17 protein-coding genes and 1 pseudogene are annotated in these 16,776 nt (G+C 58.6%); 7 read left to right on the top strand and 11 right to left on the bottom strand.

The annotated features are described in order from the left end of the window. Positions 1-106 precede the first annotated feature (106 nt). The 8 genes and pseudogenes from phnE to ACZ0A4_RS10335 all read right to left on the bottom strand — a co-directional run bounded on the left by phnE (position 107) and on the right by ACZ0A4_RS10335 (position 5,737). Positions 107-874 (bottom strand): phosphonate ABC transporter, permease protein PhnE, encoded by a 768-nt coding sequence (phnE, locus tag ACZ0A4_RS10370; RefSeq protein WP_141129199.1) that lies wholly within the window; start codon positions 872-874, stop codon positions 107-109. Then, complete coding sequence (locus tag ACZ0A4_RS10365) at positions 871-1,695, bottom strand: PhnE/PtxC family ABC transporter permease (RefSeq protein ID WP_463574466.1); 825 nt, start codon at positions 1,693-1,695, stop codon at positions 871-873. Before ACZ0A4_RS10365 ends, phnE begins: the two co-directional genes overlap by 4 nt. Next, the gene (locus tag ACZ0A4_RS10360; protein WP_463574464.1) at positions 1,689-2,486 is read right to left on the bottom strand and encodes a phosphonate ABC transporter ATP-binding protein; all 798 of its coding nucleotides are present in this window, start codon (positions 2,484-2,486) and stop codon (positions 1,689-1,691) included. The genes ACZ0A4_RS10365 and ACZ0A4_RS10360 overlap by 7 nt, the downstream gene beginning before the upstream one ends. Beyond that, positions 2,483-3,346, bottom strand: a complete 864-nt coding sequence (locus ACZ0A4_RS10355) for a putative selenate ABC transporter substrate-binding protein (protein ID WP_137216861.1) — start codon at positions 3,344-3,346, stop codon at positions 2,483-2,485. The genes ACZ0A4_RS10360 and ACZ0A4_RS10355 overlap by 4 nt, the downstream gene beginning before the upstream one ends. Positions 3,347-3,562: 216 nt before the next feature. Continuing rightward, positions 3,563-4,069 (bottom strand): GNAT family N-acetyltransferase, encoded by a 507-nt coding sequence (locus ACZ0A4_RS10350; RefSeq protein ID WP_463577535.1) that lies wholly within the window; start codon positions 4,067-4,069, stop codon positions 3,563-3,565. 3 nt (positions 4,070-4,072) lie between these two features. Beyond that, positions 4,073-4,630 (bottom strand): annotated as a pseudogene (locus ACZ0A4_RS10345) (HD domain-containing protein); the annotation flags it as partial. Positions 4,631-4,705: 75 nt separating this feature from the next. Continuing rightward, on the bottom strand, positions 4,706-5,263 hold the full coding sequence (locus tag ACZ0A4_RS10340) for a helix-turn-helix domain-containing protein (protein WP_463574463.1): 558 nt from the start codon (positions 5,261-5,263) through the stop codon (positions 4,706-4,708). A 72-nt stretch (positions 5,264-5,335) separates the two neighbouring features. Then, a complete protein-coding gene (locus tag ACZ0A4_RS10335) occupies positions 5,336-5,737 on the bottom strand; it encodes a RidA family protein (RefSeq protein ID WP_463574461.1) in 402 nt (133 codons plus the stop codon). Positions 5,738-5,853: 116 nt separating this feature from the next. On the opposite strand from ACZ0A4_RS10335, the gene ACZ0A4_RS10330 reads away from it, so the two are divergent. After that, positions 5,854-6,747: a LysR family transcriptional regulator gene (locus ACZ0A4_RS10330; protein ID WP_463577533.1), complete on the top strand. Its 894-nt coding sequence runs from the start codon at positions 5,854-5,856 to the stop codon at positions 6,745-6,747. Between the two features lie 124 nt (positions 6,748-6,871). Then, a complete protein-coding gene (locus ACZ0A4_RS10325) occupies positions 6,872-8,032 on the top strand; it encodes a radical SAM/SPASM domain-containing protein (RefSeq protein WP_463574460.1) in 1,161 nt (386 codons plus the stop codon). On the opposite strand, the gene ACZ0A4_RS10320 is transcribed toward ACZ0A4_RS10325, so the two are convergent. Further along, positions 8,003-8,890, bottom strand: a complete 888-nt coding sequence (locus tag ACZ0A4_RS10320; protein WP_463574458.1) for a LysR substrate-binding domain-containing protein — start codon at positions 8,888-8,890, stop codon at positions 8,003-8,005. The two genes, ACZ0A4_RS10325 and ACZ0A4_RS10320, sit on opposite strands and share 30 nt — an antisense overlap. A 111-nt stretch (positions 8,891-9,001) precedes the next feature. Between ACZ0A4_RS10320 and ACZ0A4_RS10315 the strand changes: the two genes are divergently transcribed. Genes ACZ0A4_RS10315 through ACZ0A4_RS10295 form a run of 5 tightly spaced genes read left to right on the top strand, consistent with a single transcriptional unit; the run spans position 9,002 to position 14,319 of the window. Further along, the gene (locus ACZ0A4_RS10315) at positions 9,002-10,054 is read left to right on the top strand and encodes an agmatine deiminase family protein (RefSeq protein WP_463574457.1); all 1,053 of its coding nucleotides are present in this window, start codon (positions 9,002-9,004) and stop codon (positions 10,052-10,054) included. Between the two features lie 4 nt (positions 10,055-10,058). Then, entirely contained in the window at positions 10,059-10,967 is a 909-nt protein-coding gene (gene aguB, locus ACZ0A4_RS10310) for an N-carbamoylputrescine amidase (RefSeq protein WP_463574456.1), read from the top strand. 1 nt (position 10,968) lies between these two features. Next, entirely contained in the window at positions 10,969-12,072 is a 1,104-nt protein-coding gene (locus ACZ0A4_RS10305) for an extracellular solute-binding protein (protein ID WP_463574455.1), read from the top strand. A 49-nt stretch (positions 12,073-12,121) separates the two neighbouring features. Further along, positions 12,122-13,243 carry an agmatine deiminase family protein gene (locus ACZ0A4_RS10300; protein ID WP_463574454.1) on the top strand — a complete coding sequence of 374 codons (1,122 nt, stop codon included), beginning with the start codon at positions 12,122-12,124 and terminating at the stop codon, positions 13,241-13,243. A gap of 50 nt (positions 13,244-13,293) precedes the next feature. After that, a complete protein-coding gene (locus ACZ0A4_RS10295; RefSeq protein WP_463574452.1) occupies positions 13,294-14,319 on the top strand; it encodes a GlxA family transcriptional regulator in 1,026 nt (341 codons plus the stop codon). Positions 14,320-14,579: 260 nt separating this feature from the next. Here the strand turns inward: ACZ0A4_RS10295 and ACZ0A4_RS10290 are convergent, their stop codons facing one another. Further along, complete coding sequence (locus ACZ0A4_RS10290; RefSeq protein WP_463574451.1) at positions 14,580-15,287, bottom strand: HNH endonuclease; 708 nt, start codon at positions 15,285-15,287, stop codon at positions 14,580-14,582. Continuing rightward, positions 15,284-16,633: an AAA family ATPase gene (locus ACZ0A4_RS10285; RefSeq protein WP_463574449.1), complete on the bottom strand. Its 1,350-nt coding sequence runs from the start codon at positions 16,631-16,633 to the stop codon at positions 15,284-15,286. Before ACZ0A4_RS10285 ends, ACZ0A4_RS10290 begins: the two co-directional genes overlap by 4 nt. Positions 16,634-16,776: the final 143 nt, after the last annotated feature.

The raw sequence follows: 16,776 nt of genomic DNA, 5'->3' as shown, positions 1-16,776 counted from the left end.
GAAGCGCTGTCGCGTGAAGCTTGCACAGTGTCGCCATCGCGCATTTGTGCAAGCTTTCCTGAAGCATAATCAGCTTCTGCCAGATATCCAGCCGCCGGCCTGCCTCCTAGGCCTTCACCCAGCGCTGCCGGCTCCAGGCACTCAACCAGTCGACCACGAACACCAGCACCAGCATCGCCAGAATCACCGTGCTGGCCTGGGCTTCCTGAAACAGGCTGAGGCTCACATAGAGCATCTGCCCGAGCCCGCCGGCACCGACAAATCCCAGCACGCTGGCCATGCGGATGTTGTTTTCCCAGCGATACAGAATGTACGCAAGCAACTGCGGCGCAAGGTTCGGCAACGTCCCGTAGCAGAAAGCCAGGAGCGGATTGCCACCCTGTAAACGAATCGCTTCGGCCGGTTGCGGCGGGGTGTTTTCCAGGGCTTCGGCGAACAATCGACCGAGCACGCCGGTGGTGTGCAGGGCAAGGGCGAGGGTGCCGGCGTTCGGGCCGAGGCCGGCGGCAAGTACCATCAGCGCCGCCCAGACCAGTTCCGGAATCGCCCGCAAGGCGTTGAGCAGCAGGCGCGAGGCGCTTTGCAGCGGCCAGCCGAACCGTCCGGCGGCGGGCAGGGCGAGGACGATCCCGAATACTGCGGCGAGCAGGGTGCCGAGGGCCGACATCGCCAGGGTTTCCATCGAACCCTGCAAGATGGCTTTCAGGTAATCCGCGCTCAAGTCCGGGCTGAGGAAACGCTGCACATACGCGCCCATCTGCTTGAGACTGGTGGCGCTGCCCAGTTCACCGAGATCGAGCCCCAGATAAGTGAACGAGGCGATGACGGCCAGCGCGATGCCGGCGATCAGCAGCAGGTTGATCAGCCGATTCATGTCAGCCTCCAGCGCAGCAAGCGGCTGAGTTGGTCGGCGGCCAATACCAGAACCAGGAAGCACAGCAGAATACTGGCGACTTCACCGCCGGCGAACATGCGGATCGACAGATCGATCTGCTGACCCAGACCTCCGGCGCCGACAAACCCCATCACGACTGACGCGCGAATCGCACATTCCCAGCGATAAACCGTGTACGACAGCAGTTCCGCCGCAACATTGGGCAACGTGCCGTAAGCAAACGCCGCGAGACGACCACTGCCAGCCTGCAACAATGCATGCGCCGGGCGCTGGTCAGTCGACTCGAAAATCTCCGCGTAAACTTTGCCGAGCATGCCGCTGTAGGTAATGGCAATGGCCAGTACCCCCGCCGCTGGACCCAGCCCGACGGCGCGGACAAACAACAACGCCCAGACGATTTCCGGCACGCTGCGTAAAAAGATCAGCAAACCGCGCACCGGCCAGCGCAGCAGACGCCCCAGGCGACTGGGTACGCCACCGCGCGAGGCGGCGGACAGCGACAGCGCGCGGCTGGCAATCAGGCCCGTCGGTATCGCCAGCAACAGCGCCAAGGCCATGCCGGCGGTGGCGATGGCCAGCGTCTGCAGGGTGGCTTTGAGCAGTAACTGAAGAAATGCTTCGTCGTGCGCAGGGGGCCAGAATTGTGCGACAAAACGGCCCATTTCATTCTGGCTGTCGGGCAGCAGCACGCCCAGATTCAGTTCGCTAAGCTCAATGCCCGGCCACAGCAAAGCAATCGCCAGCAATGTCAGCAGCAATCGCGGCCACGCCGCCGGATCCCGTGAATCGGCTTTCAGCATCGTGGAATCTGCACAGTCAGAGGCGCCACCGCAGCCGTCGGTGATTGCAGTTTTTCGTTGGCGTACAGCGCATCGAGCATTTCATGGCTGACTTGAGCGCAAGGGCTGTCGAACAGAATCTGCCCGTCGCGCAAACCGATGATCCGAGGGAAGTGCGACAACGCCAGATCCACCGCATGCAGGCTGGCCACCAGCGTCACGTTGTGCTCGCGAGCGTGGCGCGAGAGGATCGACAAGGTGTGCCCGGCCATGACCGGGTCCATGGCGGACACCGGTTCGTCAGCCAGCAGAATCTCCGGCGCCTGATACAACACACGAGCGATGCCGACACGCTGCAACTGGCCGCCGGACAGTTGCTGGCAATGGGCGAACAATTTGTCACCCAGATCCAGCCGCGCCAACGCCGCGCGTGCACCGGCCACATCCAGGGGATGCAACAAGTTCAAAAGACTTTTACCCAGACTCCACTGGCCGAGCTTGCCGGCCAGCACCGCTGTGATCACACGCTGGCGCGGTGGCAACGGTGGCGCCTGATGCACCAGACCGATTCGTGCGCGCAAGCGTTGGCGCTGGCGGGCAGACAAATGCCAGGCACGTTCGCCGAGCACTTCAATGTCGCCGCTGCTGGGCCGCAATGCGGTGGCCAGCAGGTTGAGCAAACTCGATTTACCGGCCCCGGACGGGCCAATGATGGCGACCTGTTCACCGACGCCAATCTGCAAATCGACACCGCGCAGGGCGTCGACTCCATTGGCGTGGCGCAGGCTGCCCTGTTTGAGGCTCAGGGTCATTTCAGCAGTTCGGCAGCGCGGGCGGCTTCCTCGATGCCCTTGTAGTTCTCAGGCTTGGTGTCGATAAAACGGCTAGCCGCTTGCAGATCAAGAATCTTCTTCTGCTCCGGGTTGGCCGGGTCCAGATCGAGGAAGGCTTTCTTGATTTTCGCCGCCAGAGCCGGGTCGAGGGTGCCGCGCACGGTCCAGTTGTAATCGAAGTAGGTCGGGGTGGTGGCGAAGACCTTGACCTTGTTGGTGTCGACCTTGCCGGCGTCGACCAGTTTCTGCCAGACGCTGGCGTTCAGTACACCGGCGTCAACCTTGCCGGCCTGCACCCAGGCCACGGTGGCATCGTGAGCACCGGAGTAGGCGACGCGACTGAAATACGCCTCAGGCTTGATGTTGTCGTTTTTCAGCATGAAGTAACGCGGCATCAGGCTACCGGAGGTCGATGACACCGAGCCGAAGGCGAAGGTTTTACCCTTCAGGTCGGCGAGGCTATGCACATTCGGGTCGGCAGTGATGAATTTGCTGGTGAACTGCGCATCCTGTTCACGCTGCACCAACGGAATGACTGGCGTGGTTGCGTCGGTCTTCAAGCGCGCCTGGACAAAAGTGAAGCCGCCGAGCCAGGCCATGTCGAGGCGATCGGTCGCCAGGGCTTCAACCACTGCCGGGTAATCGGCCACCGGGACGAATTGCACCTTCATGCCCAGTTGCTGTTCCAGATAGGCACCCAGCGGTTCGAACTTGCGCAGCAACTCGGTCGGGGCTTCATCGGGAATCGCGCTGACCCGCAAAACGTCTGCCGCTTGCACCATCAAAGTAGAAAAGGACAGGGCCAGGCCGGCGGTCAGTGCCAGGGTTCGTTTGAGCATGAAATTCTCCGTTTCGTGAGCGTCAAAAAGTGTGAAGAGCTGAAATAGGGCGCTACGTGAGGGTAGACGAATCGGCGAAGTTATACGTATTCGCACGCACAAAGGCCAGCATCGTGGGGACGATGCTGGCCTTTGTTCTTGGGCGGTTATGCAAACAGACGAGCGTCGCGATGGCAACCGGCGGGGTATGTCTGGATATTATGTGCGCTGAGTCGCTTACTCGGTCGCCTCAAAGGCTGCGTGGTACTTCACTTCGCCCGTCGGCAACTCAATGCCGAATGACAACACCTGAAAGTATTCCTGCGGTACACCGGGCAGCGTCAACTCGGGATGACTCTTGAAGCCGAAACGCCCGTAATAGCTCGGATTGCCCAACACCACGCAGCCAGCTGCGCCCAGGCTTTGCAGTTGCGCCAGTACGGCCTTCATCAATGCCGAGCCGATGCCCTCCCGCTGACGCTCAGGCGATACCGAGATCGGGCCAAGACCGTACCAGCCTGTGGCGCCAGACGAAATCGTTACCGGTGAAATCGCTACGTGGCCGACGCTCTTGCCGTTTTCCACGGCGACCAGCGAAACGCTCAGTTCACCGGCGTCGCGCAGTGCATTGACGATGAACTGCTCGGTATGGCTTGAGTGCTCTTCGTTCTGGAACGCCGCTTCGGTCAGTTGCGCGATGGTGTCGATGTCGTCGGGTTGTTCGTTGCGGATGGTCAGGTTCATGCTGATCCTTTTTCGGGTGTCTTGGTCGATAAGCGCTCGTAGCGCTGCGAAGATCGGTTCGCCAGCGGTATGTTTCTTGCCGTAAGTCAGATTGAAGCGGTAGTCGAAATCGCCTGGGTTCTGCCCCTGAGTGTGTTGCAGCAGGGTCTCAAGCTTGTCCAGTGCCTTGACGGCTTTTGCCTCGGCAGACCGGGCGTTTTCGTAGTCGTCCCACAATGCGAGAATTTCGTTTCTCAGCGTTTCATCGAGCGAGCGGGTGAGCAGCAGAAGGTCGTTACGCTCCTGCTCACCCTTGTCGGGGAACGCAGCTTGATTGACCGCCGGGATGTCGCCATTGATCGCTTCGCCCAAGTCGTGAATCACGCACATCTTGAGCACTTTAAGCAGGTCGAGTCCGACCAGTTCATCGGCGAAAACAATCGCCATCAGACACAGGCGCCAGCTGTGTTCGGCGGTGCTTTCGGTGCGGCCACTGGAGGTGTGTGCGCTTCTGAGGACGTCCTTGAGTTTTTCCGCTTCACGGAGGAACTCAAGGCGTCCGCTGATTTTTTCGAGGTCCATAAACTTGCCCGGTGGTAGAGCCGAGGAGCAAGCCTAGAGCTGATGGTGTCGAGCGTCCACGCATAAAATATGCGTTCAGAGCGTCTCGACCAGCCGCGCCGCAGTGCCGTCGGACAGCGGAATGCGGGTCCAGCGGCACAGGCTTTGGCGAATCGGCACGAGGTTGGAGTCGTTGCTGCCAGTGACGAACTCCAGAGCCGGTGGTGCCTGTAGTTCACGCCAGCCTAGTGTGTCGAGCGCCAGTTCGTTGCTGGCAATTTCCGGCGTCACGAAACGCCACAGCGATTGCCCGAGCAGTTGGCTCAGTGGACTGGCAAATTGCGCGGCACGGGCAGGTGAGCAGGCCAGCAAACGGTGAGTCAGGTCACAGACCAGATGCACCGGTCGTGCGCTTTCGCACACCAGCCGAGCGAGGGCTTGATCGGCAGCCGTGTCGAGACGCGCGGCCAACAGGTGCTCAAGTTGCAGATGTGCAGCCGGATCCATCGCCTGCACTCCGCTTTCCCAACGGGAAATGGTCGATTGGGTGACGTTGAACATCTCGGCAGCGTGGCTTTGTTTGACCCGGTGCAACAAGCGCCATCGTCGCAGTGCGACGCCGGGCAGGGCGGGTTTGAGCAATGAATCAGCCATAGGGGTGTCGGAAAAGGCTAAGGGCCGGACAGTTTGAAGATAGCCGACCCATGCCGCAAATCGATCTGACGATCAGTCCGCTTCAGGCAGCCTGGCAATCACCTTGATCTCAAAATCAAACCCATACAGCCAGGTCACGCCCACAGCCGTCACCGTCGGATGCGGTGCATCGCCCCAGAACTCTGTCAGCACAACATTCCAGATCGTCTCGAATTTCGATGCCGGGTCGACGATGAACACGGTGACGTCGACCACGTTGTCAAAGCTGCATCCAGCCTCGGCGAGGATCGCGTTCAGGTTGTTGAAGGCCAGGCGCACCTGATTCTCCAAGTCCGGTTCGGGCGTGCCGTCCTCGGTGCTGCCCACTTGCCCTGAGACAAACAGGAATCCGTTGGAACGAATCGCCGGCGAGTAGCGATGGCGTTCATAGAGCGTGCGTCGTGCGGGCGGGAAAACCACATCGCGTTGTGTCATCGGGATATCTCCATCGGTGAGTTGATGGGGCCACTTTAGGTATTTGCAGCCGACCGATAAACGCGCAAGCTTGGCGTTCACTGTTTGTTAAATCCAGACAATCGGGGGGGCGCAGCCTGGACCGTTTTGACGCAATGCAGGCCTTTGCCCGGGTGGTCGAGGCGGGGAGTTTCACCAAAGCGGCGCAAACCTTGCACATGAGCAAGACCACCGTGACTCAACTGGTACAGCAACTGGAGGCACGGTTGCGGGTGAAATTGCTCAATCGCACCACGCGCAAGGTCAACGTCACCGCCGATGGCGCGGCGTATTACCAGCGGGTGATCAAGTTGCTCGCCGATCTGGACGATGCCGAAAGCAGCTTGCCGGGTGCGGCGGCGTTGCCTTCTGGCCGGCTGCGGGTGGACGTTCCGAGTCCGTTCGCACGGTTGATTCTGGTGCCGGCCTTGCCTGAGTTTCACGCGCGTTATCCGGACATTCAGATTGACATGGGCGTCAGTGACCGCATTGTCGACATCATTGATGAGAACGTCGACTGCGTGGTACGCGGGGGCGAACTCATGGACCTGTCGCTGATGGCGCGCAAGGTCGCCGATCTGCAGCTGGGAGTGTTTGCCGCGCCGCAATACCTGGCCCGCGCCGGTACGCCTGCGCACCCGCGGGACCTGGAAGACAGCCATCATCGGGTCGTCGCTTTTCTCTGGGCACGCACCGGCAGACCGGTACCGTACGCCTTGCACAACGCCAGCGAAAACCTGCAAATCAAGGGGCGTCACGTGTTGGCAGTCGATGACGGCAACGCTTATCTCGCGGCAGGTCTGGCGGGCATGGGCGTGCTCTGGCTGCCCAAATACATGTCTGCCGCCCACGAGGCGCGCGGTGAACTGGTGCCGCTGTTCGAAGACTGGAAACTCGCGCCGATGCCGCTGTACATCGCGTATCCGCCGAACCGGCATGTCAGTCTGAAATTGCGTGTGTTCATCGATTGGGTCGTTGAATTGATGGCGTAGCAGCATTGTGGTGCAGTTATTGCTAGCTGCTGTGCCAGTGCCGTCAAAATACCAACACAATCAGGCGACTTGAAAGCCCGTAGTGATGAGATGCATGGCTTTCAATTCAAGGAGCTTCACCCGCATGAATATGTACATCGATATTGTCGGTGCGTGCAATCTGAGCTGCCCGTCGTGCCCAATGGGCAACTCGGAAAATCTCAATTTCAAAAAAGCCATGCAGCTCGACATGTTCAAGCAGATTGTCGATAAGGCCAAGACGGAGGGCGTCAACACGATCTACCTCTATAACTGGACCGAGCCGCTGATTCATCCAAAAATTGGCGAGTTTATCGAGGTCATCAATGCTGCCGGCATGGGCAGCGGCATCAGCACCAACCTGAACCTCGCCAAGAATATGGAAAAGGCCTTGATGGCCGAGCCGAGTTACTTCCGTATTTCGCTCTCGGGTTTTTACCAGGAAACCTACGAAAAGGGCCATGTCGGCGGCGATATCGAAGTTGTAAAACAAAACATGATCGCCTTGCAGGAGATCAAGCAGCGCCTGGGTCTGAGGACCCGCGTTGATGTTTACTATCACCGCTACCTGGATAACATCGAAGAAGAATCACTGATGCGCGAGTTCAGTGAGCGTCTTGGCTTCATGTTCACCACCGGGTATTCCGTGATGATGCCGCTGGAAAAGACACTGGCCATTGTCGAGCGTGACCCGTCTGTCACGGCTACGGACATTGACACCCTGAAACGCCTCGCACTGCCGCCGTACGACGATCTCGTCAATGTCATCCAGAACTTTCCCAAGATGGCGTGCACGCTCAAGGATGACTGGCTGGTCATCGACTGCAATGGCAACACGGTGCTGTGCTGCACGATCTTCAATCAGACCGAGTATCAGGTTGGCAAGTACCTCGACATGCCGCTTGCAGAACTGACGCGGCGCAAATCGACGCAGAAAAACTGTGTCGACATGTGCGACCGCTGCGCCATTAAAGGCCTGCATATCTACTCGATGCATCCCAATCAGGGAGTGCTGGAGCGGCACGCGGTGAATCGCATCATCGATTTCGAGCAGCGTGCCAGCCAGGGTCTGCCGGTGGAAAGCGAGCAACTGGGGCGCGCCGGCGAAGTCAGCGCAGAAAACTTTGATGAGGCCCAATACCTTCGATTGAATGACGATGTCAGGATCGCGGTCGCCCAGGGAGGCTTCTCCAGCGCCTATCAGCACTACGTGCTCTGTGGCCGGCTTGAGGGACGACTAGGTGCCGGGGTTTTCTCGGCCGTTTGAGTCAAGGTTCAGGTTGGCGGATAACCAATCGATAAAAGACCTCGCCATGGGGTCATTTTCACTGTCGCGGTGGGTCAGCAGTGCCCAGTTTGGCCCGCGAATAGTTGCCTCGACCAGCGGTTGCAACAAGCCGTCAGCGCGTGCCTGACGGCTTAGCAACTGACTCACCAGCGCAATCCCAAGCCCCGCGCAAGCCGCGTCCAGCAACAGCCCCGGGTCGGAAAAATTCAACCCCTGAGCCTGCTGGCCGACATCGATACCGGCCTCGACCGCCCAATGGCTCCAGTCCATTTCCCGCTCGCCGTGCAAGGTGCTGCGTTGCGCTGTTGGCGTGTTCAGCAGGCGCGGATGGCAAGCCGGATAGAGCCGATCGGTGTGCAGCACTTTGAAACTGCACTCAGCCTGCGCGCTGATGTCGTCGCGAACCGCCAGGTCGATGGTCTGCGTGGCCATGTCCGGCACCTCGTCGGTACTGTAGATCCACAGATCCACGTCGGGATGCTGATCGCGAAAGTCGGCCAACCTCGGCAACAACCAATGCCGGGCAAATGCCGGCGTCGTGTTGAGTACCAGTTGATTGGGTTTTTGATACTGCCCCAGCCGCCGAATCCCCACCGCCAATTGCTGCAACATCGCTTGCGTGGTGCTGAGCAAATCGTGCCCGGCGTCGGTCAACGCAACACTGCGACCGCTGCGGAAAAACAGCGGCTGTTCCAGGTAGGCCTCAAGGCTGCGGATCTGCTGACTGATCGCCGATTGGGTGAGGCTCAGCTCTTCGGCGGCCTTGTGAAAACTGCCGAGCCGGGCGGCGGCTTCGAAGCCACGCAGAGAGCTGAGTGGCGGCCAGTGCTTGAGCATATCGATAAGTTCCTCTAATCAGTTGTGCGCTAAATCCATCGTTTGTTTGCCTGTTTTCGCGTCCGTAGCATTGGCGGCGTGAACACATTGGCTTAACTAACGAGGCTTATCATGCAGCACAACGACAATAAAAACAGCGCCTGGATGATGCCGGCAGAGTGGGTGACCCACGCCGCGACGTGGATGGTCTGGCCGCACAACAAAGCGTTGTGGGAGTCCGGTTGGCGCGTGACTTTGGCGCAGGTGCAGGAAGATTTTGCGCGCGTGGCCAACGCCATCGCCCGATTCGAACCGGTGAAACTGGTGGTCGATCCGTCGGTCGTCGCCAGCGCCAAGGCGTTGTGCGGGCCGAACATCGAGTTGATTGCACTGGCCGTGAATGACAGTTGGTGTCGCGATTCCGGGCCGACGTTTGTCTGTCATCCGCAACAGGGGCTGGCCGGGGTGAGCTGGCGCTTTAACGCGTGGGGCGGCAAGTCGGCGCATGATCTGGACGAAAGTCTGGCGCGTCGTGCGCTCAATCACCTCGGCCTGGAGTGCTTCGGCACGCCACTGAGCAACGAGGGCGGGGCGATTCATGTCGACGGCGAAGGCACGCTCATCACCACCGAATCGGTGCTGCTCAATCCCAATCGCAACCCGGGCATCAGCAAAGCCGAGATGGAAGAGATCTTCAGCCGTTTGCTCGGCGTGAAGAAAACCATCTGGTTGCCGGGCGATCCGGATTACGTCACCGGCGACATGACTGACGGCCACGTCGATGGCGTCTGCGCCTTTGCCCGGCCTGGCGTCTTGTTGGTTGACGCTACCCACGACAAGTCGTCGGTCTACGCCGAAGTGGCGCGGGAAAACCGCCGCGCGCTGGAACTGGCCACCGATGCGCAGGGCCGCAAGTTCGAGCTGATCGAACTGTACGAAGCCACCGACGCCGTCGACACAGAGGCCGAAGTGTTCTGCGCTTCATACACCAATTTCTACATCGCCAATGGCGCGATCATCATGCCGGCCTACGGCATCGAAGCGGATAACGTCGCGGCCAAAGTATTGGAGCAAACCTTTCCCGATCGCGAAGTGGTGCCAGTGCGGATCAACCATTTGGCGCACGGTGGTGGCGGGGTGCATTGCATCACGCAACAGCAACCAGCCTGGCCAGTGAGAGGTTGAAAGCATGAGTATTTTGACCATCGCCAGCACCCAGATGCCGTGCACCTGGGATTTGCCCGGCAACCTTGATCGCGCCGAGCAGCTCGTCCGTGACGCAGCGCAGCAGGGCGCGCAAGTGATCCTGTTGCAGGAACTGTTCGCCACACCGTACTTCTGCATCGAACAAAGCCATCAACACATGGCGTTGGCCGAGGAATATCGCGACAGCCGCGTGCTCGCGCGTTTCGCCGCCCTGGCCCGCGAGTTGGGCGTGGTATTGCCGCTGAGCTGGTTCGAAAAGGCCGGCAACGCCTACTTCAACTCGCTGAGCGTGGCCGATGCCGACGGGCGTTTGTTGGGTGTGTATCGCAAGACCCACATCCCCAACGCCATCGGCTATCAAGAGAAGGAATATTTCAGCCCCGGCGACACCGGCTTCAAAGTCTGGGACACCGCGTTCGGCCGCCTCGGCGTCGGCATCTGTTGGGATCAGTGGTTCCCGGAAACTGCCCGCTGCCTGGCGCTGATGGGCGCTGAAGTGCTGCTTTATCCGACCGCCATCGGCTCGGAACCGGGCTGCGCGGCGCTGGATTCCCGCGACCATTGGCAGATGACCATGCGCGGCCATGCCGCTGCCAATCTGCTGCCGGTGGTGGCGGCGAACCGGGTCGGACGCGAAGTGGCAACCACCGATCCGAGCCTGCAAATGAGCTTCTATGGCTCGTCGTTCATCAGCGATCACAAGGGCCAATTGCTCGCCAGCGCTGACCGCGGCAGCTCCGGCGTGTTGCTGCACAACGTCGATCTGGCGGCGATGCGTGAAGAGCGTTTGAGCTGGGGCATTTATCGAGATCGCCGTCCGGACATGTACGGGCCGCTGCTGAGTCAGGACGGCCGCCACCTTCATGCACGCTGGAACACCCAAGGGGTTTGACATGGCTATCCACCACAAACGCTTGCGCGGCGCGATCGGCCTGGCGCTGATCTGTTTGATGCCGTCGCTGCACGCCGAAGAAAAAACCCTGCGCCTGTACAACTGGGCCGACTATTTTGCCGAAGACACTTTGAGTCGCTTCACCGCCGAAACCGGGATCAAGGTGATCTACGACGTCATGGACGGCAGCGAAACCCTCGAAGCCAAGATGCTTTCTGGCGGCAGCGGCTACGACCTGATCTTCCCCGGCGACACCGTCGCCGAGCGCTTGATGCGTGCCGGCAGCCTGATGCCGCTGGATCAAGCGAAGCTGACGGAACTGGCTGACATCGAACCCGGTTTGCAGAAACTGCGCGGCCACTACGAGCATTCCAGCAAGGCCACGGTGCCTTACACCTGGGGCACCATCGGCCTGACTTACAACGAAGAACAGATCAAGCAGCGCATGGCCGACGCGCCGGTCAACAGCCTCGACATGCTGTTCAAACCCGACCTGGCGGCGAAGTTCGCCGATTGCGGCATCTCGATGATCGACTCGCCAGACGAAGCCTTGGCGGTAGTGCTCAACTACCTCGGTCGCGATCCGCGCAGCGGCAAAGCCGAGGATCTGGCAGCGGCCAGCGAGCTGCTGATGAAGCTGCGGCCGTACATCCGTAAGTTCCAGTCGCAACCGGTGACCGATCTGGTCAATGGCAACCTGTGCCTGTCACTCGGCTATAGCGGCGACATGACCCAGGCCCAGCGCACCTCGGACAGCGCCGGCAAACACACGCGCTTCCAGTATCGCGTGCCCCGCGAGGGCACCACGGTGTGGATGGATACCATGGCCATTCCGGTCGACGCGAAACACCCGGAATACGCCTACGCGTTTATCAACTTCGTCATGCGCCCCGAGAACATGGCAGCGATCAGCAATTTCACCGGTTACCCCACCTCCAACGCCAAGGCGCGGGCGAACGTCGATGCCAGCATGCGCGACAACCCGGACATCTACCTCGACGAGGCGACCTATGCTCGATTGATTCCGGGCAAGGACATTCCCCAGGCCGACATGCGAGCACGTATGCGCACCTGGACCAAATTCAAGACTGCCACTGGCCAATGATCCATGGCCGGCGTATTGCGCCGGCCCTTTTTTCTACAGGAAAAGCTACATGTCGACTCGTCGCGAATTCATCAAACAAGTCACGGTCGCCGCCGGTGTCGGCGCGGCATTCATGGGCCTCGGCCTGTCGCCGGGCAAAGTGTTCGCCGCTGCACAAGGCCGCTGGTTCATGCCCGACGAAGGCGACAATCATGAGCGCGCCTACATCGCTTTCGGTGCGCAGGACGCGATTTGGGAAGACTTCACCGAAGACGTCCAGGAAGCCCTTGGCCGCATTGCCCGCGCCATCGCCCGGTTTGAACCGGTCACCGTGTTCTGCCGCAAGAACGAACGCAGCATCGCCGAAGAATTCTGCGGCACGCACAACATCACTTACGTCACCGCCGCGCTCGACGACATCTGGATGCGCGACATCGGCGCCAACTTCGTCATCGACGACAAGGGTGGTTTGGGCGCGGTGGACTTCAACTTCAACGGTTGGGGCGGCAAACAGCAGCACAGCAAAGACTCGAAGATCGCCGCACTGGTCGCCGACGACGTACAAGCCACCTACATCCGCACCGATCTGGTGGGCGAGGGCGGTGGCATCGAGGTCGACGGTCACGGCACCGGGATCATGACCGAGAGCAGCTGGATCAACCGCAACCGCAATCCGGACTGGAGCAAGGCCGATGTCGAAGCTGAACTGAAGGAGCGTCTGGGTCTGCGCAAAATCATCTGGCTGCCGGGGATCAAAGGCAAGGACATCACCGACGCTCACGTCGATTTCTACGCACGCTTCATCAAGCCCGGCGTGGTGATTGCCAACCTCGACACCGACCCTGAATCCTACGATCACAAGGTCACGCTGGCGCACCTGGAAATCCTCAAGAACGCCACCGACGCTGACGGTCGCAAATTGCAGGTCCACACGATGTCGCCGCCGCTGAAACCGCGCAAAAGCAAGTTCAACCAGAACAACCCGGACTTCGCCGCTGGTTACATCAATTACTTCGTGATCAACGGCGCGATCATCGCCCCGGAATTCGGCGACAAAGCGGCAGACAAAAAGGCGTTCGATCTGCTCTCGCAGTTGTATCCGCAGCGCGAAATCGTCCAGCTCAACATCGATGCGATTGCCGCTGGCGGGGGTGGAATCCACTGCGTCACCAGCCATCAACCGCAGGCGTGATTGACTCTTTGGCGGATCAAGCCAACTATCGGCGCACAACAACATGACCGATGGACCCGAACTTGATCGAACGACGCCAATTCAGCGGAGGCATGAAGGGGAAAAACCTCCGCTATCTGAATGAGCAAGGCGCGGATGACACGCGCATGACCCGCACCGGTTTTTTGCTGCTGGAACACTTTTCACTGCCGGCGTTTACCCAGGCGCTGGATACGGTTGTCACTACCAATCTGCTGCGCCCGGGGCTGTTTTCCTCGCGCACGTTTGGTTTGGGTGACGGCGAAGTCGTCAGTGATTTGGGGCTGGTCATCCGCCCTGACGCACGTCTGGATTCTGCCGCGCTGGCGCAACTGGATCTGCTGGTGGTGTGTGGCGGGTATCGCACCGAGTTGCGGGCGAGTGAGGAGTTTATTCATTTGCTTCAGGTTGCAGCGGAGCGAGGCATCAGCCTCGCCGGGTTGTGGAACGGTTCGTGGTTTCTCGGCCGCGCCGGATTGCTCGACGGCTATCGCTGCGCGATCCACCCGGAGCATCGCCCGGCGCTGACTGAAATCGCCAAAACCACCGACGTCAGCAGTGAGCCTTACGTGATCGACCGCGACCGGCTCACGGCGTCGAGTCCGTCCGGGGCTTTCCATATGGCGCTGGACTGGATCAAAAGCCTGCACGGCAAGGCGTTGGTCGAAGGTATCGAGGACATCCTCGCCTTCGAGGAATCGCGCTACCGCCGCATCAAACCAGACGAGAACATCTGTGTCAGTGCGCCGTTGCGTGAAGTGGTGAAGCTGATGGACGCCAATCTGGAGGAACCGCTGGAGCTGGAGCAACTGGCGGTGTACGCGGGGCGCTCACGTCGCCAGTTGGAGCGCTTGTTCAAGGAACAACTGGGCACCACGCCGCAGCGCTATTACCTGGAACTGCGCATCACCGAAGCGCGACGGTTGTTGCAGCACACTGAGCTTTCGCAAGTGGAAGTGCTGGTCGCGTGCGGCTTCGTTTCCCCAAGCCATTTCAGCAAATGCTACAGCTCATATTTCGGCTACAGACCTTCCAAAGAAAAACGCCTGGTGAAATAGGAGGTAGCGCGGCGTTGTGAGCGTCTGACATGGGGGGGTGTTGAGCATTCGCGGCTGTGGTTTTTCTGGCGAATATTTTTTGGGGAGCATCAGTTGTTCAGGTACAACAGGAATCTGCTGATCACTTGATAGCGCTCACAAAAAAGGCCGCTGTTAGTAGCGGCCTTTCGGCTCAAATAAGCTTTTCGAAACCATGCCAACGCAGGGAATTGTACCGATCAGACACGCAACTCTGCTGCGGCTCACTCCACCGCGATTATCTAAGGCAGAACACGAGCAATTGCCTGATAACCATTGGCATTATCGAAACAATGTTTCGCAGTACCAGGAATACAATCCAGGATGCGTTCGAGCATATCTGGATCATCTTTGAAAACTGTCATCCAGATCGACCAGAAGCCTTGTATCTGCAGCACAATCTGAGCGCGCATCAGGGGATGATCCAGTTGTGCAAGATTTTGCTTTGACTCTATAGCGATATCCCAAGCCTCGCGCCGATTGTTCCAACGGCGGTCGGATGCTTCGTTTTCCTGATCGCGAACGCTAGGCACTTTGCCTAGACCTACAAGCGTGATGATGCGAGCGGCTCGAGCGTTGTCAGGTCCTGGTGCTGCTTCGACGAGTCCACCTTGCTTGTAGATGATGGCCAGAAAGGTATTGTCCCGATCCGGCCACAAGTAATCATCAAGAACGACGTCTACATTGTCCTTAGTGCTATTGCAATTTGTACACGCGAGTAAAAAATTATCCCAGTTTAGCTCGCGAGTCAGATCGTTGACGATGGCGCCTGGTGGTTTCTTGGGTTGGACATGCTCCACGGCCAAGCTGGTATCAAGATGCACTTCGCAATAGGAGCAACATTCGCCGAGTCGCTTGATAAGCTTGCCTCGCGCCATAGCATATGCTTTGTATACGACATTCGTTCCATCGGCTTGGGTAGGGCAATTCCCTCGAATGACTGGTCTCATTCATCATCCGCCTTCGGGTTAACCTCAGGAACGCCATCGATACCCGAGACCAATCGCTTCATCTTTAGAAAGGCGTGATACGCAACGTTGTCACTGAAGGGATCCGATAGTTCGTCAAGGTTTGCTTTGATTGCTTCCTTCCGTTCATCACTTACCTTGCCAGAGGCTTCATTAAGCAGACTAAAGTACTCAATGGCCGCGTCATGCATTTTCTGGTAACGCTCTCCACGCTGCGGCACCGGAATGTTCATTACCTCTTCGGTAATGTCTTCGATAGATCGATTAGCGTATTTCGCCTCCGAAGCGGGCGCCGCAATACCATCAGGAATTGAGTCCGCTTGAGCGGGTTTTAACCCACGCTCCAAATCGATAACTTCGCCAGCCTCGAGCGACTGCAAGATGAATGGGGAATGAGAGGAGACGATAAACTGCAGAAATGGAAATGCTTTTTTCAGATCCGAAACCACACGGCGCTGCCATTTAGGGTGCAGGTGCAAGTCGATCTCATCGATCAATACAATACCTTGAGTCTCAATTGCTGCGTTGACGCCTAAATGCGGGTTTAGACGCGAAGCCCGGTGCGCAATGTCAGCAATGATGCCAACCATGTTGCGATAACCATCACTGAGCTCATCGAATGGCATTAAGCCCTCGTGATCCAACTCAATCATCAGGTGATCGTAGTTCGCGTCGAAATAGAAATTTTGTGCTCCGGGGATGCAAGACGTCACAGCGTTCGCTACAGCAACCAATGCGGGTATGTCTTTGCCTTTTTGTAACTTCGCCATAGACAGGCGTTTGAACCATTTCTCGAAGGCCTTGTGATCCGACTTCGGATCGAGGCAATACCGATAGCCAGCCAAGCGGGAAGACGGGCTATCCGCAACCACATCGTCATGCTTATCCCATAGGCGTCCTGCACCGTAGTACAGCAATAGAGGCAGATTCACATCAGGCTGCTGGTTCACACGCTCACGCGCTACTACACCCGCTCTGACGAAATCCTTGGCCTTCTTACCGCGGTCTCCCAGATCTCGTCGCCATCGAATCGGCGTTTCTTCTATCTGACAGACAGCTTCTAGCCAAACATCAGTGAATGGCTCACGGAAAACCTGATTCTCGATTTCTTTGAAAACAGCCCGCGCATCAGAATCCTTGATCGTGCCACCACCAGTCGTCAGCTTACCGCCCTGAAAATAAGTGTTGAGCAGCATCGCCAGTGCATCGAGTACGGTCGTCTTGCCCTTACCATTGTTCCCGATCAGAACGTTGAATTGAGAATTGAACTGGAGATAGGCTTCATCGTACTTTCGGAAGTTGTGCAGCACTAGTTCAGAAATTTTCATAAGTTATCAGGCTTGGTGAATGCGAACTTCGGGCCAGCTTGCGTTGTAACATTGTGCAGCCGCTCTGAAATCTCTGCGGTTCTGTCCCACACAATGGCTCTGCAAGCGGGAATTTTGAGTCACCTCGATAGGTGATCGATGAA

Source organism: Pseudomonas sp. AC172 (genome assembly GCF_979258595.1).
This window is presented reverse-complemented; position numbering and strand designations above follow the sequence as displayed.